Annotated in this window: 20 protein-coding genes; 7 read left to right on the top strand and 13 right to left on the bottom strand. The window is 69.9% G+C overall.

The window, feature by feature from the left end; all coding sequences use genetic code 11:
- Positions 1-248 precede the first annotated feature (248 nt).
- Together ABFX81_RS19400 and ABFX81_RS19395 are read right to left on the bottom strand one after the other, a co-directional pair.
- Complete coding sequence (locus ABFX81_RS19400; RefSeq protein ID WP_086852574.1) at positions 249-1586, bottom strand: enolase C-terminal domain-like protein; 1338 nt, start codon at positions 1584-1586, stop codon at positions 249-251.
- Positions 1587-1630: 44 nt separating this feature from the next.
- Positions 1631-2968 (bottom strand): gluconate:H+ symporter, encoded by a 1338-nt coding sequence (locus tag ABFX81_RS19395; RefSeq protein ID WP_086852572.1) that lies wholly within the window; start codon positions 2966-2968, stop codon positions 1631-1633.
- Positions 2969-3103: 135 nt separating this feature from the next.
- Here ABFX81_RS19395 and ABFX81_RS19390 point away from each other — a divergent pair, with 135 nt between their 5' ends.
- Positions 3104-3892 carry an IclR family transcriptional regulator domain-containing protein gene (locus tag ABFX81_RS19390; protein ID WP_086852576.1) on the top strand — a complete coding sequence of 263 codons (789 nt, stop codon included), beginning with the start codon at positions 3104-3106 and terminating at the stop codon, positions 3890-3892.
- 174 nt (positions 3893-4066) lie between these two features.
- On the opposite strand, the gene ABFX81_RS19385 is transcribed toward ABFX81_RS19390, so the two are convergent.
- Entirely contained in the window at positions 4067-4516 is a 450-nt protein-coding gene (locus ABFX81_RS19385; RefSeq protein WP_086852570.1) for a TIGR03618 family F420-dependent PPOX class oxidoreductase, read from the bottom strand.
- 177 nt (positions 4517-4693) lie between these two features.
- Here ABFX81_RS19385 and ABFX81_RS19380 point away from each other — a divergent pair, with 177 nt between their 5' ends.
- Positions 4694-5440 (top strand): helix-turn-helix domain-containing protein, encoded by a 747-nt coding sequence (locus ABFX81_RS19380; RefSeq protein ID WP_428837193.1) that lies wholly within the window; start codon positions 4694-4696, stop codon positions 5438-5440.
- Between the two features lie 22 nt (positions 5441-5462).
- Here ABFX81_RS19380 and ABFX81_RS19375 read toward each other — a convergent pair whose 3' ends face one another.
- Complete coding sequence (locus ABFX81_RS19375; RefSeq protein ID WP_086844696.1) at positions 5463-6488, bottom strand: ATP-dependent 6-phosphofructokinase; 1026 nt, start codon at positions 6486-6488, stop codon at positions 5463-5465.
- A 221-nt stretch (positions 6489-6709) separates the two neighbouring features.
- Between ABFX81_RS19375 and pta the strand changes: the two genes are divergently transcribed.
- The 3 genes from pta to pyk all read left to right on the top strand — a co-directional run bounded on the left by pta (position 6710) and on the right by pyk (position 11525).
- Positions 6710-8812, top strand: a complete 2103-nt coding sequence (gene pta, locus ABFX81_RS19370; protein WP_086844694.1) for a phosphate acetyltransferase — start codon at positions 6710-6712, stop codon at positions 8810-8812.
- On the top strand, positions 8809-10023 hold the full coding sequence (locus ABFX81_RS19365) for an acetate/propionate family kinase (RefSeq protein WP_086844692.1): 1215 nt from the start codon (positions 8809-8811) through the stop codon (positions 10021-10023). The genes pta and ABFX81_RS19365 overlap by 4 nt, the downstream gene beginning before the upstream one ends.
- Positions 10024-10097: 74 nt before the next feature.
- Entirely contained in the window at positions 10098-11525 is a 1428-nt protein-coding gene (gene pyk, locus ABFX81_RS19360) for a pyruvate kinase (RefSeq protein ID WP_086844690.1), read from the top strand.
- Positions 11526-11645: 120 nt separating this feature from the next.
- Here the strand turns inward: pyk and ABFX81_RS19355 are convergent, their stop codons facing one another.
- From ABFX81_RS19355 to ABFX81_RS19340, 4 genes are all read right to left on the bottom strand, one after another.
- Positions 11646-13010, bottom strand: a complete 1365-nt coding sequence (locus ABFX81_RS19355; RefSeq protein ID WP_428837192.1) for a hypothetical protein — start codon at positions 13008-13010, stop codon at positions 11646-11648.
- Positions 13000-13584: a DUF6114 domain-containing protein gene (locus tag ABFX81_RS19350; protein WP_086844688.1), complete on the bottom strand. Its 585-nt coding sequence runs from the start codon at positions 13582-13584 to the stop codon at positions 13000-13002. The genes ABFX81_RS19355 and ABFX81_RS19350 overlap by 11 nt, the downstream gene beginning before the upstream one ends.
- A gap of 189 nt (positions 13585-13773) precedes the next feature.
- Positions 13774-14418: a DUF6230 family protein gene (locus ABFX81_RS19345; protein WP_086844686.1), complete on the bottom strand. Its 645-nt coding sequence runs from the start codon at positions 14416-14418 to the stop codon at positions 13774-13776.
- Between the two features lie 622 nt (positions 14419-15040).
- The gene (locus ABFX81_RS19340; RefSeq protein ID WP_086844684.1) at positions 15041-16018 is read right to left on the bottom strand and encodes a tetratricopeptide repeat protein; all 978 of its coding nucleotides are present in this window, start codon (positions 16016-16018) and stop codon (positions 15041-15043) included.
- A gap of 232 nt (positions 16019-16250) precedes the next feature.
- Here ABFX81_RS19340 and ABFX81_RS19335 point away from each other — a divergent pair, with 232 nt between their 5' ends.
- Positions 16251-16886 (top strand): TetR/AcrR family transcriptional regulator C-terminal ligand-binding domain-containing protein, encoded by a 636-nt coding sequence (locus ABFX81_RS19335; RefSeq protein ID WP_086844682.1) that lies wholly within the window; start codon positions 16251-16253, stop codon positions 16884-16886.
- A gap of 288 nt (positions 16887-17174) precedes the next feature.
- On the opposite strand, the gene icmA is transcribed toward ABFX81_RS19335, so the two are convergent.
- The 5 genes from icmA to ABFX81_RS19310 form a co-directional block, all read right to left on the bottom strand.
- Positions 17175-18875 carry a coenzyme B12-dependent isobutyryl-CoA mutase large subunit gene (icmA, locus tag ABFX81_RS19330; protein WP_086844679.1) on the bottom strand — a complete coding sequence of 567 codons (1701 nt, stop codon included), beginning with the start codon at positions 18873-18875 and terminating at the stop codon, positions 17175-17177.
- Positions 18876-18950: 75 nt separating this feature from the next.
- On the bottom strand, positions 18951-19289 hold the full coding sequence (locus ABFX81_RS19325; RefSeq protein ID WP_020276088.1) for a DUF3817 domain-containing protein: 339 nt from the start codon (positions 19287-19289) through the stop codon (positions 18951-18953).
- 43 nt (positions 19290-19332) lie between these two features.
- On the bottom strand, positions 19333-19842 hold the full coding sequence (locus ABFX81_RS19320) for a MarR family winged helix-turn-helix transcriptional regulator (RefSeq protein WP_086844677.1): 510 nt from the start codon (positions 19840-19842) through the stop codon (positions 19333-19335).
- 32 nt (positions 19843-19874) lie between these two features.
- Complete coding sequence (locus ABFX81_RS19315; RefSeq protein ID WP_346138359.1) at positions 19875-20222, bottom strand: antibiotic biosynthesis monooxygenase family protein; 348 nt, start codon at positions 20220-20222, stop codon at positions 19875-19877.
- Positions 20219-21478 carry a cytochrome P450 gene (locus ABFX81_RS19310; RefSeq protein ID WP_086844675.1) on the bottom strand — a complete coding sequence of 420 codons (1260 nt, stop codon included), beginning with the start codon at positions 21476-21478 and terminating at the stop codon, positions 20219-20221. The genes ABFX81_RS19315 and ABFX81_RS19310 overlap by 4 nt, the downstream gene beginning before the upstream one ends.
- A gap of 246 nt (positions 21479-21724) precedes the next feature.
- Between ABFX81_RS19310 and ABFX81_RS19305 the strand changes: the two genes are divergently transcribed.
- On the top strand, positions 21725-23353 hold the full coding sequence (locus tag ABFX81_RS19305; RefSeq protein WP_086844673.1) for an FAD-dependent monooxygenase: 1629 nt from the start codon (positions 21725-21727) through the stop codon (positions 23351-23353).
- Positions 23354-23379 lie beyond the last annotated feature (26 nt).

Below are 23379 nucleotides of genomic sequence, written 5' to 3'. Positions count from 1 at the left end.
CTGCCCGCAGCTCAGCGGAACCGGCGCCCGCACCCGCCTACGGCGAGAAGGGGACGTGCCGGGGGGTGTCCGCCCGCAGCGGTTGGCGCGTCAACGGACAGCCAGTCGGCGTCCGAGCCCATCGCGCCGTTCCGAGGACGCACACACCCCCGACACGGCCCCGACCCACCACCCGCGCGCAGGCGCGGCACAAGCCCCCACCGAAGCCGCACAGGCCGCCGCAGGCACCCCGCCCGACCGCCGGAGGCTCACCGCACCAGACACGGCCGCTTCGCGTCGAACTCCCACCCCGGCACCAGATACCGCATGCCCACCGCATCGTCCCGAGCCCCGACCCCCTTCTCCCGGTACAGCTCGTGCGCCGCCAGCAGCCGGTCCGTGTCGAGCTCGACACCCAGCCCGGGCGCGTCCGGCACGGCGATCTCCCCGCCCACGATGCGGGGCGGCTCCACGGTCAGCCGCTCCAGTCCCTCCTGCCAGATCCAGTGCGTGTCCAGCGCGTTGTACTCCCCCGGTGCCGCGGCACCGCAGTGCGTCACCATCGCCAGGGAGATGTCGAAGTGGTTGTTGGAGTGACACCCCCAGGTCAGCCCCATCGCGTTGCACAACTGCGCCACGCGCACGGACCCCTGCATGGTCCAGAAGTGCGGATCTGCCAGCGGAATGGAGACCGACTGGAGAGCCAGCGCATGGGCCATCTGACGCCAGTCGGTCGCGATCATGTTCGTCGCCGTGGGCAGCCCCGTGGCCCGGCGGAACTCCGCGAGGATCTCCCGCCCGGAGTAGCCGCCCTCCGCCCCGCAGGGATCCTCGGCGTACGCGAGTGTGCCGACCAGCGGCCGGCACAGCTCGACCGCCTCGCGCAGGGACCAGGCGCCGTTCGGGTCCAGGGTGATCCGGGCCTCCGGAAAGCGCCGCTTGAGCGCACGCACGGCCACGACCTCCTCGGCCCCCTCCAGCACGCCGCCCTTGAGCTTGAAGTCCCGGAACCCGTAGAGGTCGTAGGCCGCCTCCGCCTGCCGCACGATCGCCTCCGGCGACAACGCCTCCTCGTGCCGCACCCGGTACCACTCCACGGACGAGCCGGGCTCCCGGACGTACTCCAGATCCGTCCGGTCCGGGTCACCGACGTAGAAGAGGTATCCCAGCACCCGCACGGAGTCCCGCTGCTGCCCGTCGCCCAGCAGCGCCGCCACGGGTACGTCCAGATGCTGCCCGAGAAGGTCGAGCAGCGCCGACTCGACCGCGGTCACGGTGTGGACGGTGGTCCGCAGGTCGAAGGTCTGGGCACCCCGCCCCCCGGCGTCCCGGTCGGCGAACCGGTCGCCGATCTCGCGCAGCACCCGCTTGTAGTCGCCCACCTTCGCCCCGACGACCAGCGGCTCGGCGTCCCGCAGCGTCTGCGTGATCTTCTCCCCGCCGGGCACCTCCCCCAGCCCGGTCCGCCCCTCGGAATCGGTGAGAACGACGACGTTGCGGGTGAAGTACGGGCCGTGCGCGCCGGAGAGGTTCAGCTCCATGCTGTCCCGCCCGGCGACGGGGTAGACGGCGAACGCCGTGACGGTCGGCTGCGGTCCGATGCTCATCGGGTGCCCCTTCTGAAGGCTTCTGAAGGCTGGATCGAAATGGTTCAGAGACTGAGGGCGTCGAGGACCCACTCGACCGCCAGGACGCCGCCCAGGCCGAGCACGGCGAGCACCGTCGTGTAGGACGTACGGACCTTGATCGCCTCGATGACGGAGAGGTTGAAGTACTCCTTGAACAGCCAGAACCCGGGGTCGTTGACGTGGGAGAAGGCGATGGAGCCGCAGGCGACGGCCAGCACCATGACCTCCGGGTGCACCCCGCTGCCCGCCAGCAGCGGCAGCGCCACCCCGGAGGCCGTGACGACGGCGACCGTGGCCGAGCCGAGCGCGATGCGGAGGATGACGGCGACGAGCCAGGCGAGGACGATCGGCGAGATGGACCAGCCGTCGGTGACGTCCTTGATGTAGTCGGAGATCCCGCCTTCGACGAGGACGTTCTTGAAGGCCCCGCCCGCGCCGATCACCAGCAGGATCATCGCCATCGCCTGGGCCGCCGAGCCGCAGGAGGCGCCGACGTCGCTCAGGCTGCGCCCGATCCGGGGGCCGAACACCCACACCGCCAGGCACAGGGTCAGCAGCAGGGCGATCGGCGCCGAGCCGACGAAGGCGACGAAGTGCAGGAACGGGCTCTCGCCGGAGGCGGCCATGTCGGTCACGGCGGCGGCCACGATCAGCACCACCGGGAACATCGCCACGAACAGCGACCAGCCGAGGCCCGGCATCTCCTCGTCGGTGAACTCACGCTCGCTGACCAGGCCCTTGGGGATGGCGGGGGTCATCCTCGCGACGAACGGAAGACGCGGCCAGGCCAGGGCGATGAGCGCCCCGGCGGGAACGGCGACGAACAGGCCGTAGAACAGCGTCAGTCCGACGGAGGCGTGGAAGGTCGCGGCGACGGCGGTGGGGCCGGGGTGCGGCGGGAGGAAGCTGTGCATGGTCGACAGGGCGATGGACATCGGCAGGCCGACCCACAGCAGTTTCGCCCCGGTGACCCTGACCAGGGTGAACGCGATGGGCACGATGATGACGAACGCGACCTCGTAGAACATGGTCACGCCGATCAGCATGGACGTGACCACCATGGCGACCTGGACCCACCGCGGTCCGAAGGCGTCGAGGAGCTTGCCGGCTATCCGCTGTGCGGCGCCCGCGTCCCCCATCACACGGCCGACCATGGCGCCGAGCCCGATGGTCAGCATGGTGTCGCCGCTCTGGTCCCCGATGCCCTCGGAGAGGACGTCCGGGATGGTCGCCACGGGAATCCCCTGGACCAGTGCGACCCCGACCGCCACGAGCAGCAGGGCCGCGAAGCCGTTCAGTCTCAGCCTGGTCATGAGGAGGAGCAGGACCAGAACGCTGATCCCGACTACGAGCAGAGGCAAGGCAGTTCCCCTTTGAACCGGTGTCCCATCCCTATATGCAGACGGCGTCCACGTATGCAGATGGAGGCTAAGTGGGTGAACGTGCCGGGTCAATGGCCGGGCGATCACGGATTCACGCGGACCTACGATGAGCCCATGCAGGAGAGCAGGGGTGTCCGCGGCGTGAAGTCGGCGGCCCGGACCGTCGCACTGCTGGAACTGCTCGCCGAGCGGGGGGAGCGGCCCTCACGCCTCGACCAGCTCGCGGAGGACCTGGGCGTGCCGCGCAGCAGCATGTACCAGCTGCTCCAGACCCTCGTCGACGCCGGCTGGGTCCGCACGGACGCCACCGGCTCCCTCTACGGCATCGGGATCCGCGCGCTGCTCACCGGCACGAGCTACCTGGACGGGGACCGGCACGTCCGGACGGTCCGCCCGTACCTCGACGAGGCATCGGACACACTCGGCGAGACGATCCACCTGGCCCGGCTCGACGGCCGGGACGTCGTCTACCTCGCCACCCGCGAGTCCCACGAGTACCTGCGCACCATCAGCCGGGTCGGCCGCCGCGTCCCGGCCCACGCCGGCGCGCTCGGCAAGGCACTCCTCGCGGAACGCGCCGACGACGAACTCCCGTTCATCGACTGGCCGTTGCCCGCGCTCACCGAGAACACCCACACCGGCCGGACGGCACTCCTCGCCGACCTGGCCCGGGTGCGCGAGCGCGGCTACTCCATCGACCGCGAGGAGACGGTACCCGGCATCACCGGCTTCGGCTTCGCCCTGCGCTACGGCACCCCGGCCGTCGACGCCATCAGCTGCTCGGTCCCGGCGACCCGCCTGACCCCGGAGCACGAGGCCCGCATCGTCTCCGTGATGCGGGACATCCGAGCGAGAATCGAATCCCGCCTGCCACCGGCGCCGGGCGCACCCGACTGGCGCTAGGAGGTGTCCGCACGGTCCCGTCCACCCGGAGGGCGGGCTCCGCCGCCGGAAGCGGCCAAGGAATCCCTCGCCCGGCAGACGTCCCTCGACGAGAGGTGACGCGCCGCCTCACGCTTCGTGGCTGTGCGACAGGACACCCCACCACGACTGACCAGCGCACTCAGCGACGGCGCGTCAGCCGGCCGCCCCGTCCGGCAGGACCCCGGCCCGGAACGGCTCCACGCCCTCCAGCCTCCGCACCCGCGTCGGCTCGATCAGCAGCATCACCCGGCGCTCCCCGGGCAGCAGCCACGGATAGCGGTCCTCCCCGAGGTACTTCCGCGCGAGCCGGTCCATCGCCCGCTCCGCCTCCTCGCCCTCCACGAACCGGACGACCTTCCCCCGGATCTCCGCCCGGTCGTACGGGTTGGTGGGGTCGTGGTGGGACAGCGAAACGTACGGATTGCGCCGCAGATTCTCCTCCTTCACCCGCCCGACGGAGGTGTTGACCATGACGTACTCCCCTTCGATGTCCGCCCACATGGGCGACACCTGGGGCGCTCCGTCCGCACCCACCGTCGCGAGGTGCCAGAAGTTCGTCGCGAGAAGACGCTCGCGAATATGCCCGTTGAGCTTGCCGTTCATCTGCGTGGCCGCCTTTCCGGGCCCGAGATCACCAGGCCCGGCGCCATCCTCGCCGCACCTCCGCCCCGGCCGACAGACGATCTTCGGCCCCGGTCGAACCCACCGGTAGCCGTAGCTTCCTACAATCCGTGATCCTGGCCGAACAGACCGTAGTCACCGCAGCCCCGGGCCCCTAGCTTGTGGCCCGTGCGCCGACCTTCAGCCCGCCCGAGCCAGCCCACCGCCCACCCCCTGCCCGCCACCCCGACGCCCCCACCCTTCAACGCCCCCGCCGCCCGCCGCCTGCGCGCGGCCCTCGGCATGACACCCGAGCACGTCGCCCACGACATGCGCGTCTCGTACGGGCACCCCCACGTCACCCCGGACCACGTCATGGCCTGGGAACGCGGGGTCGCGGCCCCCTCCGGCTCCGAACTCACCGCGCTCGCGGGAGTGCTGTGGTGCTCGCCCGGCGAACTCATCGGCAGACCCCGCACCCTGCGCGAGCACCGCATCGCCCGAGGTTTCGCCCCCGAGGACGTGGCCCGCGCCGTGGGGCACGAACTCCACGCCTACCTGCGGATGGAGGAGACCGACACCTGGCGCGGCACCGACCGTCAGTCCGCCGCCCTGGCCGATCTGCTCGGCCTCCGCCTGTCCGACTTCGTCACCGTCACGGGCCGCGACGCCAAGCTCGGCGAACTGCTGCGCAACGCCGTCACCACCCGCTGGCAGGCCTACGTACGCCCGGTGGCCAAGGTCGTGCCCCTGGACCGGCAGTTCCTGGAGAACGCCCTCCAGGGCCTGCACCAGGACTACCAGGGGCACATGGCCGCCACCCTGAGCTGGGGCGGCGGCACCAGCCAAGCCGGCGACGCCGCCCGCGACTTCCTCGACCGGATCGTCGACCACTTCTGGACGAGGATCCAGGAGAGCCCGGCCTAGGACCCGCCCAAGGCCGGCCGCTCTAGAAGACCGACTCGGCCTCGTCCATCCGGTCCTTGGGCACGGTCTTCAGCTCGGTCACGGCCTCCGCGAGCGGCACCATCACGATGTCCGTCCCGCGCAGCGCGGTCATCCTGCCGAACTCGCCCTGGTGCGCGGCCTCCACCGCGTGCCAGCCGAACCGCGTCGCGAGCACGCGGTCGTACGCGGTGGGTGAGCCGCCGCGCTGGACGTGGCCGAGAATGACCGGCTTGGCCTCCTTGCCGAGCCGTCGCTCCAGTTCATGGGCGAGTGCCGTGCCGATGCCCTGGAAGCGCTCGTGGCCGAACTTGTCTATGGCGCCCTTGCCGTAGTCCATGGTGCCGTCGGCGGGGTGGGCGCCCTCGGCGACACAGACGACCGCGAACTTCTTGCCGCGGGCGAAGCGCTCCTCGACCATCTTCACGAGATCGGCGGGGTCGAACGGCCGCTCCGGCAGACAGATCCCGTGCGCGCCGGCCGCCATCCCGGACTCCAGCGCGATCCAGCCCGCGTGGCGCCCCATGACCTCCACGACCATCACCCGCTGGTGGGACTCGGCGGTGGTCTTCAGACGGTCCATCGCCTCGGTGGCGACCCCGACCGCCGTGTCGAAGCCGAAGGTGCGGTCGGTCGACGAGATGTCGTTGTCGATCGTCTTCGGGACGCCCACGACCGGCAGGCCCGCGTCGGACAGCATGCGAGCCGCCGTCAGCGTGCCCTCGCCGCCGATCGGGATCAGCGCGTCGATGCCGAACTCGTGGATCATGTCGGAGGCGTTCTCGCAGGCCTCGCGGAGACGGTCGCGCTCCAGCCGGGACGACCCCAGGATCGTGCCGCCGCGGGCCAGGATGCCGCTGACCGCGTTCAGGTCGAGAGTGCGGTAGCGGCCGTCCAGCAGCCCCGAGTAACCGTCCTCGAAGCCGATGACCTCGTCGCCGTAGTTGTCGACCGCCCGGTGCACGACCGACCGGATCACGGCGTTCAGGCCGGGGCAGTCGCCGCCTGCGGTGAGAACTCCGATACGCATCGTGCTGTGTCTCCTGCTCGCTGTTGATACCGGTGAGCCTCTGCCGATTGTTTCACGCTCCACAGCCCGGTGCGGCACCCCGAGGCTGATGGGCGCCTTATCTATCGGCGGAGGTATTGTCAAGAGGGTTCTGCTCACCTCGGTGGGCGATTTTTGTGCCCGTGGCTGGATAGCCGTTGGCTTGATACACACCCCCACTCGAGACGAAACGGAGAGCGCGCGTGACCCGCAGCGTGTACGTGACCGGCATCGACCGCGGCGACGGCCGCCAGGTCGTCGAACTGGGGGTCATGGAGCTCCTCACCCGGCAGGTGGACCGGGTGGGCGTCTTCCGCCCCCTCGTCCATGACGGGCCCGACCGCCTCTTCGAGCTGCTGCGCGCCCGCTACCGGCTCACCCAGGACCCGGCGACCGTCTACGGCATGGACTACCAGGAGGCGTCCGCCCTCCAGGCCGAGGCCGGCACGGACGAGCTGGTGTCCACGCTCGTCGACCGCTTCCACCTGGTCGCCCGCGACTACGACGTGGTCCTGGTCCTCGGCACCGACTACGCCGGCACCCAGCTCCCGGACGAGCTGTCGCTCAACGCCCGGCTGGCGAACGAGTTCGGCGCGTCCGTGATCCCGGTCGTGGGCGGCCGCAAGCAGACCGTCGAGTCGGTGCTCGCCGAGACGCGCAACGCCTACCGCGCCTACGACACGCTGGGCTGCGACGTCCTGGCCATGGTCACCAACCGGGTGGCCCGCGAGGACCGCGACGAGATCGCCGGCCAGCTCGACTCCCGGCTCCCCGTGCCCTGTTACGTCCTGCCCGACGAGCCCGCGCTGTCCGCCCCGACCGTCTCGCAGATCGGTCATACCCTCGGCGCGAAGGTGGTGCTGGGCGACGACTCGGGGCTGGCACGGGACGTGCTCGGCTTCGTCTTCGGCGGCGCGATGCTGCCGAACTTCCTGGGCGCCCTGACCCCGGGCTGCCTCGTCGTCACCCCGGGCGACCGGGCCGACCTGGTCGTCGGCGCGCTCGCCGCGCACAGCGCCGGCACCCCGCCGATAGCGGGCGTGCTGCTCACCCTGGACGAGGTGCCCGGCACCGACATCCTCACGCTCGCCGACCGGCTCGCGCCCGGCACCCCGGTGCTGTCGGTGGCCGGCACCAGCTTCCCCACCGCCGAGCAGCTGTTCTCCCTGGAGGGCAAGCTGAACGCGGCCACCCCGCGCAAGGCGGAACGTGCGCTCGGCCTCTTCGAGCGGTACGCCGACACCGCCGACCTCGCGCGCCGTGTCTCCGCCCCGAGCAGCGACCGCGTCACGCCGATGATGTTCGAGCACAAGCTGCTGGAGCAGGCCCGCTCCGACCTGCGCCGCGTGGTGCTGCCCGAGGGCACCGAGGAGCGCGTGCTGCACGCCGCCGAGGTGCTGCTGCGCCGGGGCGTGTGCGAGCTGACCCTGCTCGGCCCGGTCGACCAGATCCGCAAGAAGGCCGCCGACCTCGGCATCGACCTCGGCGAGTCCCAGCTGATCGACCCGGCCACCTCCGACCTGCGCGACGCCTTCGCCGAGAAGTACGCGGCCCTGCGCGCCCACCGGGGCGTCACCGTGGAGCTGGCGTACGACGTCGTCTCGGACGTGAACTACTTCGGCACGCTGATGGTCCAGGAGGGCCTCGCCGACGGCATGGTGTCCGGCTCGGTGCACTCCACGGCCGCGACCATCCGCCCGGCCTTCGAGATCATCAAGACCAAGCCGGACGCCGACATCGTCTCGTCGGTGTTCTTCATGTGCCTGGCCGACAAGGTCCTCGTCTACGGCGACTGCGCGGTCAACCCGGACCCGAACGCCCAGCAGCTCTCCGACATCGCCATCCAGTCGGCGAGCACGGCCGCGCAGTTCGGCGTGGAGCCGCGGATCGCCATGCTGTCGTACTCCACGGGGACGTCCGGCTCCGGCGCCGACGTCGACAAGGTGCGCCAGGCCACCGAGATCGTCCGCACGCGCCGGCCCGACCTGAAGATCGAGGGCCCGATCCAGTACGACGCCGCCGTGGAGCCGTCGGTCGCGGCGACCAAGCTGCCCGGCTCCGAGGTCGCCGGGCAGGCGAGCGTGCTGATCTTCCCCGACCTGAACACCGGCAACAACACCTACAAGGCCGTGCAGCGCTCGGCCGGCGCGATCGCCGTCGGCCCGGTGCTCCAGGGCCTGCGCAAGCCGGTCAACGACCTGTCCCGGGGCGCCCTCGTCCAGGACATCGTCAACACGGTCGCCATCACGGCGATCCAGGCCCAGTCCCCCGCCCCGTCCCCGAGCGAGAAGGCAACCGCCCAGTGAGCCCCACCCGCGTCCTCGTCCTCAACTCCGGCTCCTCGTCGGTGAAGTACCAGCTGCTCGACATGCGCGACGACAGCCGGCTGGCGGTGGGTCTGGTCGAGCGCATCGGCGAGCAGACCTCCCGCCTGAAGCACACCCCGGCCGGTGGCGAGAGCCGGGAGCGCGGCGGGGCGATCGCCGACCACGACGCCGCCCTGAAGGCCGTCGCCGAGGAGCTCGCCAAGGACGGCCTCGGCCTGGACTCGCCCGAACTGGCCGCGATCGGGCACCGGGTGGTGCACGGGGGCAAGTCCTTCACCGAGCCGACCGTGATCGACGACGCCGTGCTCGCCGAGATCGAGCGGCTCATCCCGGTGGCCCCGCTGCACAATCCGGCCAACCTCACCGGGATCCGCACGGCCCGGGCGCTGCGGCCCGACCTGCCGCAGGTCGCGGTCTTCGACACCGCCTTCCACACCACGATGCCGGAGTCGGCCGCCCGCTACGCGATCGACGTGAAGACGGCCGACGAGCACCGCATCCGGCGCTACGGCTTCCACGGCACCTCCCACGCCTACGTCTCCCGGGCGACGGCCGAGCTGCTCGGCAAGGCACCGGAGGACGTCAACGTCATCGTGCTGCACCTGGGCAACGGGGCGTCCGCCTCGGCCGTGCGGGGCGGTCGTTGCGTGGACACCTCCATGGGACTGACGCCTTTGGAGGGGCTCGTGATGGGTACGCGCTCGGGAGACATGGACCCGGCCGTCATCTTCCATTTGATGCGTGTTGGTGGAATGTCCGCCGACGAGATCGACACTCTTCTCAACAAGAAGAGCGGTCTGATCGGACTGTGCGGTGACAACGACATGAGGGAGATCCGCCGCCGCGTCGACGAGGGCGACGAGCAGGCGGAGCTGGCGTTCGACATCTACATTCACCGCCTGAAGAAGTACATCGGCGCCTATTACGCCGTACTCGGGCGGGTGGACGCGGTGGCCTTCACCGCCGGCGTCGGCGAGAACGCGGCGCCCGTGCGGGAGGCCGCCCTGGCGGGCCTGGAGGAGCTGGGCCTGGCGGTGGACGGCGAGCGCAACGCCGTACGCGGCGACGAGGCGCGGCTGATCTCGCCCGACGGCGCCCGGGTCGCGGTGGCGGTGGTGCCCACTGACGAGGAATTGGAGATCGCGACACAGACCTACGCGCTGGTAATTGGTTCGGGGAATCACACCTGAGCGGCCTCCCGCCCTTTTGTATTTTCCGCCAGACGGAATATTCCGTTGCGAAACAAACCGATAGGATCGCCCCCATGCGCCGTTCGAAAATCGTCTGTACTCTCGGCCCCGCGGTCGACTCCCACGAGCAGCTTGTCGCGCTGATCGAGGCCGGCATGAACGTGGCCCGCTTCAACTTCAGCCACGGCTCGCACGCCGAGCACCAGGGCCGGTACGACCGGGTCCGTGCCGCCGCCAAGGAGACCGGCCGGGCCATCGGGGTCCTCGCCGACCTCCAGGGCCCCAAGATCCGTCTGGAGACCTTCGCCGAGGGTCCCGTGGAACTGGTCCGCGGTGACGAGTTCACCATCACCACCGAGGACGTCCCGGGCGACAAGACGATCTGCGGGACGACCTACAAGGGCCTGCCCGGCGACGTGACCAAGGGCGACCAGGTCCTCATCAACGACGGCAACGTCGAGCTGAAGGTCACCGAGGTCGAGGGCCACCGGGTGAAGACGATCGTCATCGAGGGCGGCGTCATCTCCGACCACAAGGGCATCAACCTGCCCGGCGCGGCCGTCAACGTGCCCGCCCTGTCCGAGAAGGACATCGAGGACCTCCGCTTCGCGCTGCGCATGGGCTGCGACCTGGTCGCGCTGTCCTTCGTCCGGGACGCCAAGGACGTCCAGGACGTGCACCGCGTGATGGACGAGGAGGGCCGCCGCGTCCCGGTCATCGCCAAGGTGGAGAAGCCGCAGGCGGTGCAGAACATGGAGGACGTCGTGATGGCGTTCGACGGCGTGATGGTCGCCCGCGGTGACCTCGCCGTCGAGTACCCGCTCGAGAAGGTCCCCATGGTGCAGAAGCGCCTGATCGAGCTGTGCCGGCGCAACGCCAAGCCGGTGATCGTGGCGACCCAGATGATGGAGTCGATGATCACCAACTCCCGTCCGACCCGCGCCGAGGCCTCCGACGTGGCCAACGCGATCCTGGACGGCGCCGACGCGGTCATGCTGTCGGCGGAGTCCTCGGTGGGCGCGTACCCGATCGAGACCGTCAAGACGATGTCGAAGATCGTCACCGCGGCCGAGCAGGAGCTGATGTCCAAGGGCCTCCAGCCGCTGGTCCCGGGCAAGAAGCCGCGTACGCAGGGCGGTTCGGTGGCCCGGGCCGCGTGCGAGATCGCCGACTTCCTCGGCGGCCGCGGCCTGGTGGCCTTCACCCAGTCCGGCGACACCGCCCGCCGGCTGTGCCGCTACCGCGCCGTCCAGCCGATCATCGCCTTCACCACGGACGAGTCCACCCGCAACCAGCTCGCGCTCAGCTGGGGCGTGGAGCCGCACGTCGTCCCGTTCGTGAACAGCACCGACGAGATGGTCGACCTGGTGGACCAGGAGATGGTGAAGCTGAACCGCTTCAACGAGGGCGACATCGTGGTCATCACGGCCGGCTCGCCCCCCGGCGTCCCCGGCACCACCAACATGGTGCGCGTCCACCACCTGGGCGGCGCCAACAGCTGATCCCAGGAGGCCCGAGAAGGCCTCTGTACGCCACTGAGGGCGCCCCCTGCGACAGGGGGCGCCCTCAGCGTGTGTGCGGCTCCGAACGGGCATGGAGGGGCGCTCGGTTGGTTACGCGTCTCAGTCCGTGACGTACTGGTGCAGCCCGGGCACGGTCAGCGTGCCGCCGAACTGGCCGGCCTGGGTGACCTTCGCGTTGGTGAAGTAGATCCACGGGATGTTCAGGGGCGGCGGGTGCTCCGGGTCGAACGTGACCGGGACCAGCCCGAGCAGGTTGCCCGAGATCTTCTCCGTGTACATCACCGTCTTGCCGCCGGTGATGGTGGACTCCGAGCCCTTCGCCGCCTGGACATGGTGGGTCTTGCCGGACTGCTTGTCCTTGACGAGCTGGTGCAGGTCCCCGATGACGGTGCCCTTGTTGATGACGTACTTCAGGACCTTCTTGGTGGCACCGCTCGCGGTTTTCACCTCCACGATGCCCTGGTAGTCGGCACCGTCCAGCGTCAGGGAGCTGGCCTCCAGGTACCAGGGGTCGTCGGGCACGAGGATCTCGTTGTCGATGCCGCCCTCGGCGTCCGTGGCGGCCGGGCAGTCCTCGGGGTCCACGGAGGGGCTCGCGGACGGGCTGGGGGAGGCGGTGGCCTTCCCGGCCGCGTCCTCGGCCGCCTCAGCTGCCTTCTCGACGGCCTCGGTGGTGTCCTCGGCCGCCTTCGACGCCGTACCGGCCGTGTCCTTCGCCGTGTCGGTGACCTTGTCGGTGGTCTCCTTGACGGTGTCGGACGGGGCGTCCTCGCCGGCGTCCGCGGACTTGTCCGTGTCCTCGGGCTCGTCCGTGTCCCCGGACGGCGAGGCGGACGCGGACGGCGTGGGGCTCGGGCTCTCGGTGGACTTGCCGCCGTCGAGGATGCCGCCGATCGCGTCGCCGATGTCCTCCAGCACGTTGCGGTCGCTCTGGGACGGCGACGGGCTCGGCGATGCCGCGTCGTCCCCGCCCGAGGTACCCGAGGAGGGCGAAGGGGTCGGCGTGGGCTCGGTCTTGCCGCCCGTGTCGTCGGAACCTGAATCCGACGAACCGGACGAGTCCGCAGGGTCCTTGTCCGCGTCCGAGTCGCCCGCGGGCGCCGAGGGAGTCGGCTCGGACGTGTTCTCGCCCTGCTTGCCGTCGTCCTCGCCGCCGCTCGCCGAGGGCGAGGGTGAGGCGCCGTCCTTGTCCTTGTCCTTGTCGCCCTCCAGCGCCGCGACGCAGTCCTTGTACTCGTCGGCCTTCAGGCTGTTCGAGGTCGACGGCTGGTCGTCGGCGAGGGCGAGCGTCGGGGTGAATCCCATGCCCATGAGGACGGCGGTGGGCATCGCCGCCATGGCTATCGCCTTGCCGGCGGGCATCTGGAACCGGGTGAACAGCGGCTTCTTGGGAGCCGCGTGACGAGGCCCCGTTCTCGCCCGAGCCGAGGTCTCGGGCAACTGGTCGCGGGCGTCAGCCGACACGGTACCCCCCGTTGCGGGCCTCGGACCGGACGCCGTCCGCCGGACCGCCGTCGCCGGTCTCGTGCGGCGTCTGCGGCGGGATCGGCTCATTGTCGGCGCCCTGGGACGTGGGTTCCACGGCGCCTTCTCCGGCCGGTCCGCGACCGGGCTTGTGCCGTCCCCCCTCGACGTCTTCCGCGTTGCCGGGCGCCCAGGAGACCGCGAGCGCGCCACCGAACAGCGCGAACAGGAAGCCGATGAGGAAGCCGCCGATGTTGGACACCACCAGCGACACCAGGGCGAGGATGATCGCCGCGACACCGGCGAAGACCCGCGTCGCCTGCTGGAACCACATGGTCAGACCCAGCGTGATCAGCAGGACGCCGATGATGAGGGAGCCGGCCCCCGCGGTGGTCGCCATGGTGAGCGACATGGTGCCCAGCTTCAGGGTGGCGTAGGGGAAGTAGGCGATCGGCACCCCGCCGAGGATGGTGAACAGGCCTGCCCAGAACGGCCGGCTGCCCCGCCAGTCACGGAATCGCCGACGCAGCCGGGTGAAGGTCCCGGCGCTCTGGACCGGAGTCTCGGCACTCATGGAAAAACAGCTCCCTCGGTCCGGTGGAGGTACGTACCGGCTCGGAAGTAGGCGTTCAGTAGCCGGAAGTTGTGGGTCTGTGAAGGTGCCCGGCGGACGGCCGGGCCGGGCCCGCGGGGCGGGAAACCATGGCTCCCCGCCCCTTCGGGGCGGCTCAGCCACCCCGCGGTGCCCGTGACACGGAGGCCGTCAGAAGCACTCCATCTTGTCGCTGGTGCCGAGCTTCATCGACAGGCCGTTGAGCGTGAACGTGCCGGCCGTGGTGGCCCATGCCGTCTGCTTGACGTTGGTGAGGTCGGCCGACTCGGCCTGCTGGGCGAAGCCGCCCGGCAGTACGTTCTCGCCCTGCTTCACGTCGGGGCCGCGGGTCTTGCCCTTGACCGCGACACCGATGTCGATGTGGCGGAACTTCGCATCGGCGTCGAGCTGGGCGACGTCGATGTAGAGGTTCTTGGCCGTGACCGGCTTGTCGGGGTCGTTCCCCGCCTCAAGACGGAGGTAGACCGTCTTGCCTATGAGGGGGATGGGTGTTGCCACCGACTGGCACATCTTGGTGATCGTCGCGTCGTCGAACGACGAGATCGCGACGGGAACCTGCGTCTGTTCCTTGCCGTCGGTCTTCGTGTAGACGGTGTCGATTCCGCCGTACTGAGCGAAACCCTCACCGTGCAGGTGAGAGGCCTTCACCTTGAACTGCTGACCGGAGACGCTGAACGACGCGGCCAGCGCACCCTGCGCAAGCCCGACACCCACACATGCCGCAGCGGCGACGCTGGGCACCATGACCACAGCGAACCGCTTCCATCTTGTCCCGCCACGCACCTGGGACTCCATATTTCCTCCTTCTCGGACGTACATCTCCTGACCTGGCTCGCCCCGAATCGCGGCTCAGCCGTGCAGGGATGGGAGAAGTGCTACGTCCTCGGGAAGGAGAGCGCCTGCACTCGGCGGCGCAACTCGCGCCCGAATCACCGGCGATCACCCCCGAGCGACAACCACTGGTCGCGCCTGACACGCATCACGCACAACCCTGCTGGACAGGCTTCGCCGAGCGGGCGAAGACCCCCCTGTCCAAGAGCCGGCGCCACTGCCGCCGGCTCTGCTCGGTGGGGACCCAGGATGTCCCGCGACCCAACCGGCTGCCGGGGTACGGGAATGGACCGAGCGTGGCCGATCGTGGTGCATTCTCGCCGCCCGCACAAGGGGGATCGTTACTGGCTAGTAACGGCGGGATAACCGAACAACGACCGCCCGGTCTCGGGTGACGACACAGGGTGTTGCCGAGCGGCGGTACAAAGCTGTTGATCGCTGGACAGAAACCGACAGATCAACGCCTGCGACTTACTCGCAGTAACAGCGGCCGCGTTTACCAAGTTTTGGTAAAGCGCGGCCGCGGTGACCTTCTTTCGGCAAATCTTTCACGCGGGCACCACAGGCCCGCGCGTTTAACGACTGGTCAGAACAGGGCCCGGGCCAGGGCCCTACGGGCCGCGATCACACGCGGATCCTCGGGTCCGACCACCTCGAACAGCTCCAGCAACCGCATCCTTACGGTGTCCCGGTCGTCACCCACCGTACGCGCCACGGTCTCGATGAGCCGGCCGAAGGCATCCTCCACATGGCCGCCCACCAGATCCAGGTCGGCGGCGGCGATCTGCGCCTGCACGTCGGCCGGCTTCTCGGCCGCTTCCCTGCGCACCTGCTGCGAGTCGACACCCTGGACGCGCTGGAGCAACTCGGCCTGGGCGAGGCCCAGTTTGGCCTCCTCGTTGCCCGGGTCCTCGCTCAGCACGTTCTTGTAGGCCTGGACGGCACCGCTCAGGTCGCCCGAGTCCAGCGCCTGCACGGCGGCTTCGAGGAGCGCGTCGTACGGGCCGGCCGGCCGCTCGGGAGCCGGCTGGGCGCCGCCGCCCGGCTCGGCTTCGGGGTCGACGGCGATGCCGGTCAGGCCGAAGCGCTGCTCGGCGACCTGCACCAACTGGTCCAGGGTCTGCCGGATCTGCGCCTCGCCCGCGGCCCCCTGGAAGAGCGGCAGCGCCTGCCCCGCGACGACCGCGAACACCGCGGGGATCCCCTGGATGCCGAACTGCTGCATCAGCATCTGGTTGGCGTCGACGTCGATCTTGGCGAGCAGGAAGCGGCCGTTGTACTCGACGGCCAGCCGCTCCAGGACCGGGCTCAGCTGCTTGCAGGGCTGACACCACTCGGCCCAGAAGTCGATGACGACGGGCACCTCGGCGGACCGCTGGAGGACGTCCCTCTCGAACCCCGCCTCGTCGACGTCGATGACGAGATCGGCCGGGGAGATCGCCCCCGCGCCACCCTCCCGGGCGGCTTGCGCACGCGCCTGCTCCGCCTTCGCCTTGGCCTCCTGGGCCGCCTTCACCGCGGCGAGGTCGACGACTCCGCTCATGGACATGTTCCGTGGCTGCATGCGTCTATCCTCCCCCGTACTGCGCGCGCGTGTGAAAACGGTTCGAAAGCCGGGCCGGTCGGGTGCCCTTGGCGCCGGGTCCCCACCCCACGCCGTGTCGCCGCAGCCCGTGTACGTCCCTCACAGGCTTTCGCTACGAGACGTAGCGTAACGCCACAGCGGACCACCGGGACACCACCCCCCGGTGATCTCCCTCACGGCCGCACGGGAACCGCCGGTTTATGGTCAGGACATGCAGAGCCGCAGCCCCGCCAGCCGCACCGGGCGCCCGCGCAGCGCCACGGCGGACGCCGCGATCCTGGCCGCGACCCGCGAGGCTCTCGTGGAACTGGGCTGGTCCAAGCTCACCCTGGGAGACGTCGCGACACGCGCCGGGGTTGCGAAAACGACTCTCTACCGCCGCTGGGCCGGCAAGAACGAACTGGTCGTCGACGCGGTCGCGGAGCTCTTCGACGAACTGGAGCTCCCGGACAGCGGCTCACTGGCCGCGGACATCGAGGGCGTCGTCCTCCAGTTCGCCGCGATCCTGGCCCGCCCGGAGGCCAAGAGCGGCCTGATGGCAGTGGTGGCGGAGGCCACCCGCGACGACGCACTGCGCGAACGCATCCGCGCATCGGTGGTCGACCGCCAGAAACGCCTCGTCCTGGAGGGCAGATCCCGAGCCCAGGCACGAGGCGAACTCCCGCCCGAACCGGACCCCGCCACAGCGTCCCGCACGGCGGACCTGGTCTTCGACATGGTCGCGGGGGCGGTGGTCCACCGCACACTGGTGAGCGGGAAGCCGGTCGACGAGGCGTGGGTACGCGGCTTCACCCTGGTGCTGCTCCGGGGACTGGCGGCGGAAGCCGCGCACACGGCCGCCGGCTGAGCCAGGTCCGTCCGCCGCGCGCCGCACGTCCCCGGACCGTGACGCGCCCTCCCCGTCCGCCCGCCGCCGGCACTCCGGCACGGCGGCGAAGTCGGAGTCCTGCCGGGCCCGTTCGCCGAGCAGCGCGGCGAACGCGCCCGGCCCGCTCCTCGGTGCGCGGGGGTTCGGCAGGTACCGGCGGCTCTCCCTCACCGGAACGGGCATGTTCACCGGCCGCGCCTGCCCGCCGCTCGTCGGCCCTCGGGCGGCAGGCGCTGCCCCCCCCCGGCCGGCAGACGGAGGACGTCCTCAGAAGCCGGCGGGCTCCGTGTACACCCCCCACTCGTCCCGCAGCACCCCGCAGATCTCGCCGAGCGTCGCCTCGGCGCGTACCGCCTCCAGCATCGGCTCGATCATGTTCGCGTCCGACCGCGCCGCGGCGATCATGCCGTCGAGTGCCGCACGGACCCGCGCGTCGTCCCGCCCGGCCTTCCGCTCCGCGAGCACCCGGACCTGCTCCCGCTCCACCTCGTGGCTGACCCGCAGGATCTCCAGGTCCCCGGTCACCGACCCGGTGTGGACGTTCACCCCGACGACCTTCTTGTCGCCCTTCTCCAGCGCCTGCTGGTACCGGAACGCCGACTCCGCGATCTCCCCGGTGAACCAGCCGTCCTCGATGCCCCGCAGGATCCCGGAGGTGATCGGCCCGATCGGGTGCTGCCCGTCGGGGTGTGCCCGCAGCCCCCGCTCCCTTATCTGCTCGAAGATCTTCTCGGCGTCGGCCTCGATCCGGTCCGTCAGCTGCTCGACGTACCAGGAACCGCCCAGCGGGTCGGCCACGTTGGCGACGCCGGTCTCCTCCATCAGCACCTGCTGGGTGCGCAGGGCGATCTCCGCCGCCTGCTCGCTCGGCAGCGCGAGGGTCTCGTCGAGGGCGTTGGTGTGCAGTGAGTTCGTCCCGCCGAGCACGGCCGCCAGCGCCTCCACGGCCGTCCGTACGACGTTGTTGTACGGCTGCTGCGCGGTGAGGGAGACACCCGCCGTCTGCGTGTGGAAGCGCAGCCACTGGGCCTTCTCCGACTTCGCCCCGTACACGTCCCGCATCCAGCGGGCCCAGATCCGCCGGGCGGCCCGGAACTTCGCGATCTCCTCGAAGAAGTCGACGTGCGCGTCGAAGAAGAAGGACAGACCGGGGGCGAAGACGTCGACGTCCAGCCCGCGCGACAGGCCCAGCTCCACGTATCCGAAGCCGTCCGCCAGCGTGTACGCCAGCTCCTGTGCGGCCGTCGAACCGGCCTCGCGGATGTGGTAGCCGGAGACGGACAGCGGCTTGTACGCGGGGATGCCGGCCGCGCAGTGCTCCATCAGGTCGCCGATCAGCCGCAGATGCGGCTCCGGCTGGAAGAGCCACTCCTTCTGGGCGATGTACTCCTTGAAGATGTCCGTCTGGAGCGTGCCGTTCAGGACGGACGGGTCGACGCCCTGCCGCTCGGCGGCGACCAGGTACATGCAGAAGACGGGCACGGCCGGTCCGCTGATGGTCATGGAGGTGGTCACGTCGCCCAGCGGAATGTCCTGGAACAGGACCTCCATGTCGGCCGCCGAGTCGATCGCGACACCGCAGTGCCCGACCTCGCCCAGCGAGCGCGGGTCGTCGGAGTCGCGGCCCATGAGGGTCGGCATGTCGAAGGCGACCGAGAGCCCGCCCCCGCCGTTGCGGAGGATCATCTTGTAGCGCTCGTTGGTCTGCTCGGCGTTGCCGAACCCGGCGAACTGCCGGATGGTCCACGAACGCCCCCGGTAGCCGGTGGCGTACAGGCCGCGGGTGAAGGGGTACTCCCCGGGCCAGCCGATCCGCTCGAACCCCTCGTACCTGTCGCCGGGCCTGGGTCCGTACACCGGCTCCACGGGATCGCCGGAGAGCGTGGTGAAGTCGGCCTCGCGTTTGCGCGCGGCGTCGTACCGGGCCTGCCAGCGGCGGCGGCCTTCCTCTATGGCGTCAGCGTCCATACCATCGAAGTTACTAGGACGTCCAAGTAAATGTCGATGGCAGACCGCCGTACGTTCGTCCGTACGGCGGTGCGGTTACGCCTTGGCGGTCGCGGGCGAGTCCTCCGCGACCCTGGCCTCGAGCTCGTGGCTGATCTTGCGCTCCACGAAGAACGCGGCCGTCGGGATGGTCCCCGCGAGCAGCACCCAGATCTGCTTGCCCACCGGCCACTTCGCCTTGGAGCCCAGGTCGAAGGCGAAGATCAGGTACACGACGTAGAGCCAGCCGTGCGCGATGCTGACGACGCGCGTGAAGTCGGCCGCGCCGTTCAGGTCGAGCACGTACTTGCCGATCATGCCGAAGGTCAGCAGGACCAGCAGTACGCCGGTGACGTAGGCCATCACGCGATAGCGGGTCAGCACGCTCTTTTTCATGCCGTCGAGCGTAACGACCCGTTCCGGGGGATCTTGGCCCGGGTCACCCCTCCTCGAAGTCCCCCGCGGCGATCCGCAGCGGCCGCAGCATCGCGAAGATCTCGGCGCACTCCTCCGCGTCGTAGACCCCGAGCCCGAAGTCCATCGCCATCAGGTCGCGGGTGGCCGCCTCGACCACCTCGCGGCCCTTGTCGGTGATGCTGGCCAGGGTGCCGCGCCCGTCGTTGGGGTTGGGCCGCTTGTCGACGAGGCCCGACTTCACGAGCCGGTCCACGGTGTTCGTCACGGACGTGGGATGCACCATGAGCCGCTCGCCGATCTTGGACATCGGCAGCTCGCCCGACTTGGAGAAGGTGAGCAGCACCAGCGCCTCGTAGCGCGCGAACGTCAGCCCGTACGGCTTGACCACCGCGTCGACCTCGGCGAGGAGGATCTGCTGGGCGCGCATGATCGAGGTGATCGCGGCCATGGACGGCACGTTTCCCCAGCGCTGTTTCCAGCGTTCGTCGGCGCGCGCGATCGGATCGAAGGAGAGACTGAGCGGCTTCGGCACGAACCCGACCTTACCGGCCGGTCACATGCTGGTCAGCCCTGTCTCGGCCTTCGGTCACCAGCGCCCTCGGGCACGATCTCGAAGACCCCGGTCCACCGGTCGTCGTGCAGACAGGCGTTCATCGGCCCGACCAGAGCGGTGTGATCAGGGTCGGTGCGCCACTGCTTGATGGCGTCGAGACTTTCCCACTCACTGGTGAGCAGCCATCGACCGGGATCGTCGACGGAGCGGCAGAGCTGTTCGCGCAGATGTCCGGGGAACCGCTCGGCGCCGTCGCGTACGCCTTCGTAGGCATCCACAAAATCCGCTTCCCTTCCCTCCCGGACGCGCAGCAGGCGAACCACTCGCACCCGCGCCGGTGCCGTGACCTCCCCCGTCACGACGGGTCGAGAACGACGGGGAGTTCCGCGACCCCGCGGAAGGCGGGGAACGGCACGGTCAGCCAGCGCACGTCCTCCGGCTCCCCGACCAGGGCCATGCCGGGGTGGCGCCCGAAGAGCGTTCCGAGGGCGATCTGCATCTCCAGACGTGCCAGAGGCGCGCCGATGCAGTAGTGCGGACCGAGGCCGAATGCGAGGTGCGTCGCCTGGACGTTCGGGCGCTCGACGTCCATGCGGTCCGGGTCGGGGAACATCTCGGGGTCCCGGTTGGCCGCCGTGAGAGAGATCTGCACGAGCGCACCCTTGGGGATGAGTGTGTCGCGCATCTTGATGTCTTCCGTCGCGTAGCGGAACGTCGAGTTCTCCACGGAGGTCTCGAACCGGAAGATCTCCTCCACGGCTGCGGCCGTCGCCTTCGGGTCCCGGAACGCCAGCCGCTTCTGCTCCGGCCGGCTGAGCAGGTGGTAGACGGCGTTGCCGATCTGGTAGGCGGTCGACTTGTGGCCCGCGAAGAGCAGCACCCACGCGGTGGAGACGAGTTCGTGGTCGGTGAGCGCGCCGTCCTCGTCCTGCGCCGTGACGAGTGCGCTGAGCAGAGCTCCGTCCGGCTCCTTCCGCTTCCGCGCGATCAGGTCCACCAGATAGTCGCGCAGATTGCCCTCGGCCCGTTCCAGCGCCTTTCTCGCCTCCGGCCCGAAGCCGGTCTGAGCGACGGTGGCGGACCATTCCTGGGCTTGCTTGCGTTCGTTCTCCGGGACGCCGAGCAGCTCACAGATCACGTGCAGCGGCAGCGGGAAGCAGAACTCCGTGAGGAGGTTCACGGGCTCCGATGCCGGGCAGCGGTCCAGCAGTTCGTCGGTGATCTTCTGGACCTTCGGGCGCAGCGATTCCACCCTCTTGGGGGTGAAGGTGTTGCCGACGATCCTGCGGAGCCTGGTGTGCTTCGGAGGGTCCGAGAAGAGCATGTTGTCGTCCAGGGCGATCGACGAGTCGCCGAAGATCCGGTGATAGGCGTCGATGGCGCCGTACATGTCCTTGCTCAGCCGGGGATCGGCCAAGGCGGCTCGGGCGTCGTCGTACCGGGTGATGAGGTACGTGTCGACCCCGTGCGGGGGCTTCAGCGGGCACACGGGTGCTGTCGCCCTGAGCGTGGCGTAGGCGGGATGCGGGTTGGCCCGAAACTCCCGGCTGCAGGCCGAGGCCGCGGCGGCGGCCTCTTCTGACGACATTTCCTCGGATGCGAACGCTTGCGTCATGGCTGGTCCCGGGGGTCGAGAGTTCGTCGGTCGGTGACACGATTTCCCGGCCGGCACTGTGCCGCAAACGCTGATGGGCCATATGAGCTCGAGCGCCGCAATGCGGTGTGCGGAATTGCTCCGGTTACCCGGCCGGCGTACCCCAGGGCGCCCCGGATCGCGCGCGCGGATCCTGCTTGGTAAACATCATGGACGGGCCAGTCCACGTTCCCGGGCTGTGCAGTCGCCGGATGACGAGGAAAACCAGTGAGCGGACGCGGAGTGGAATCTGTACCAGTTCTCATCGTAGGCGGATCCCTGGTGGGTCTTTCCACCTCCGTGTTCCTGGGGCGTCTCGGGATCGAGCACATGCTGGTGGAGCGGCATGCCGAGACATCGACGCACCCACGTGGCCGCGGGAACAACGTGCGCACCATGGAGATCTTCCGGACGGCCGGACTCGAGCAGAGCGTGCGGGAGGCCGCCATGGCCCTCGCCGGGAACGACGGCGTTCTCCAGGTGGACACCCTCGTGGGCAATCAGCGCCGATGGATCGTTCAGGACATCGCCGCAGGCATGGATGTCTCCCGGATCAGCTCCTCGGACTGGTGCCTGTGCAGCCAGAACGATCTGGAGCCGGTCCTGTTGGACCGCGCCCGCCGGGGCGGAGACATCCGCTTCGGTACGGAGCTGCTGTCCTTCACGCAGGACGCGGAGGGAGTCCTGGCGCAGGTGTCGCGCCGGGACACCGGTGAGACCCGTACCGTGAAAGCCGATTTCCTGGTGGCCGCCGATGGCCCGAGAAGCCCCGTTCGCAAACGTCTGGGAATCGGCCAGTCCGGACCCGGTGCCCTGTTCCACAACATCAGTGTCACGTTCCGGAGCAAGGCCCTCAAGGAATACGTCGGGCCGAAGCGCTTCATCGTCTGCTACACCACCGATCCACAGGGGGAAGGCGCCCTGCTGCCCGTGGACAACGAGGAACAGTGGGTCATTCATATCCCTTGGTCCTTCGATCGGGGCGAAACCCTGGAGGACTTCGGAAACGAGCGCTGCGCGGCACATATTCGCGCGGCCGTCGGTGTTCCGGACATTGATGTCGAAGTCACGGGAAAGGCGCCCTGGCACGCCTCCAAACGGGTCGCGGACAGCTACGGGCAGGGCCGGGTCTTTCTGGCCGGTGACGCGGCGCACGAAATGCCGCCCAACGGGGCGTTCGGCTCCAACACCGGAATCCAGGACGCCCACAACCTCGCCTGGAAACTCGCCGCGGTACTCCGCGGCTGGGCCGGCCTGCCGCTGCTCGACACCTACGAGTGCGAACGACGGCCTGTCGCCGTCACCACGAGCACCCGGGCCTCCCGGCAGGCCGCCGATGAGCAGCACCCCGCATTCGGCCCGGCAGCGCGGCGCAACAACGACGCGGCGGACCTCATGACGGTCGCGCTCTGCTACCGGTACGCCTCGGACGCCGTGGTGGGCGCCTCCCCTGAGCGGCAGGTCGTCCCGGAGACCTTCCTGATCGACGGAGAGCCGGGGAGCCGCGCCCCCCACATGTGGGTCCGCAGAGCGGGCGCCAGGATCTCCACCCTCGATCTGTACGAGCGTTCCTTCGTCCTGCTCGCCGGGGCCGAAGGCCAACGGTGGCGCCGCGCGGCGAAGGAGGCCGGCGAGAGCCTGGGCGTTCCGGTCGAGGTGTACCTCGTGGGCGACGGCCCGGATCACGACCTCGTTCCCGAGCCGGATGCCGACTGGGCGGCACTGCACGGCACCGCCGAGGACGGTGCCGTCCTCGTACGCCCGGACGGCTTCGTCGCCTGGCGCGCGCCCACCCACCTGCCGTCCGCCGGCCGTGTGCTGACGGACGTGCTGCAGACCGTGCTCTGCCGCGGCTGAACACCCACCGAAACGACACGCCGAGG

The sequence above is a fragment of the Streptomyces coeruleofuscus genome, from assembly GCF_039532725.1.
GTDB lineage: Bacteria > Actinomycetota > Actinomycetes > Streptomycetales > Streptomycetaceae > Streptomyces > Streptomyces coeruleofuscus.
The sequence above is the reverse complement of the archived record's forward strand: the minus strand, read 5'-3'. Positions and strand labels throughout refer to the sequence as shown.

Bases quoted from the DNA above. Each gene is read 5' to 3' on its own strand.
- ABFX81_RS19325 (WP_020276088.1), bottom strand. From the start codon at position 19,289: ATGAAAAAGAGCGTGCTGACCCGCTATCGCGTGATGGCCTACGTCACC.
- ABFX81_RS19340 (WP_086844684.1), bottom strand. From the start codon at position 16,018: ATGCAGCCACGGAACATGTCCATGAGCGGAGTCGTCGACCTCGCCGCG.
- ABFX81_RS19335 (WP_086844682.1), top strand. From the start codon at position 16,251: ATGCAGAGCCGCAGCCCCGCCAGCCGCACCGGGCGCCCGCGCAGCGCC.
- ABFX81_RS19390 (WP_086852576.1), top strand. From the start codon at position 3,104: ATGCAGGAGAGCAGGGGTGTCCGCGGCGTGAAGTCGGCGGCCCGGACC.
- pyk (WP_086844690.1), top strand. From the start codon at position 10,098: ATGCGCCGTTCGAAAATCGTCTGTACTCTCGGCCCCGCGGTCGACTCC.
- ABFX81_RS19385 (WP_086852570.1), bottom strand. From the start codon at position 4,516: ATGAACGGCAAGCTCAACGGGCATATTCGCGAGCGTCTTCTCGCGACG.
- ABFX81_RS19350 (WP_086844688.1), bottom strand. From the start codon at position 13,584: ATGAGTGCCGAGACTCCGGTCCAGAGCGCCGGGACCTTCACCCGGCTG.
- ABFX81_RS19375 (WP_086844696.1), bottom strand. From the start codon at position 6,488: ATGCGTATCGGAGTTCTCACCGCAGGCGGCGACTGCCCCGGCCTGAAC.
- ABFX81_RS19310 (WP_086844675.1), bottom strand. From the start codon at position 21,478: ATGACGCAAGCGTTCGCATCCGAGGAAATGTCGTCAGAAGAGGCCGCC.
- ABFX81_RS19345 (WP_086844686.1), bottom strand. From the start codon at position 14,418: ATGGAGTCCCAGGTGCGTGGCGGGACAAGATGGAAGCGGTTCGCTGTG.
- icmA (WP_086844679.1), bottom strand. From the start codon at position 18,875: ATGGACGCTGACGCCATAGAGGAAGGCCGCCGCCGCTGGCAGGCCCGG.
- ABFX81_RS19400 (WP_086852574.1), bottom strand. From the start codon at position 1,586: ATGAGCATCGGACCGCAGCCGACCGTCACGGCGTTCGCCGTCTACCCC.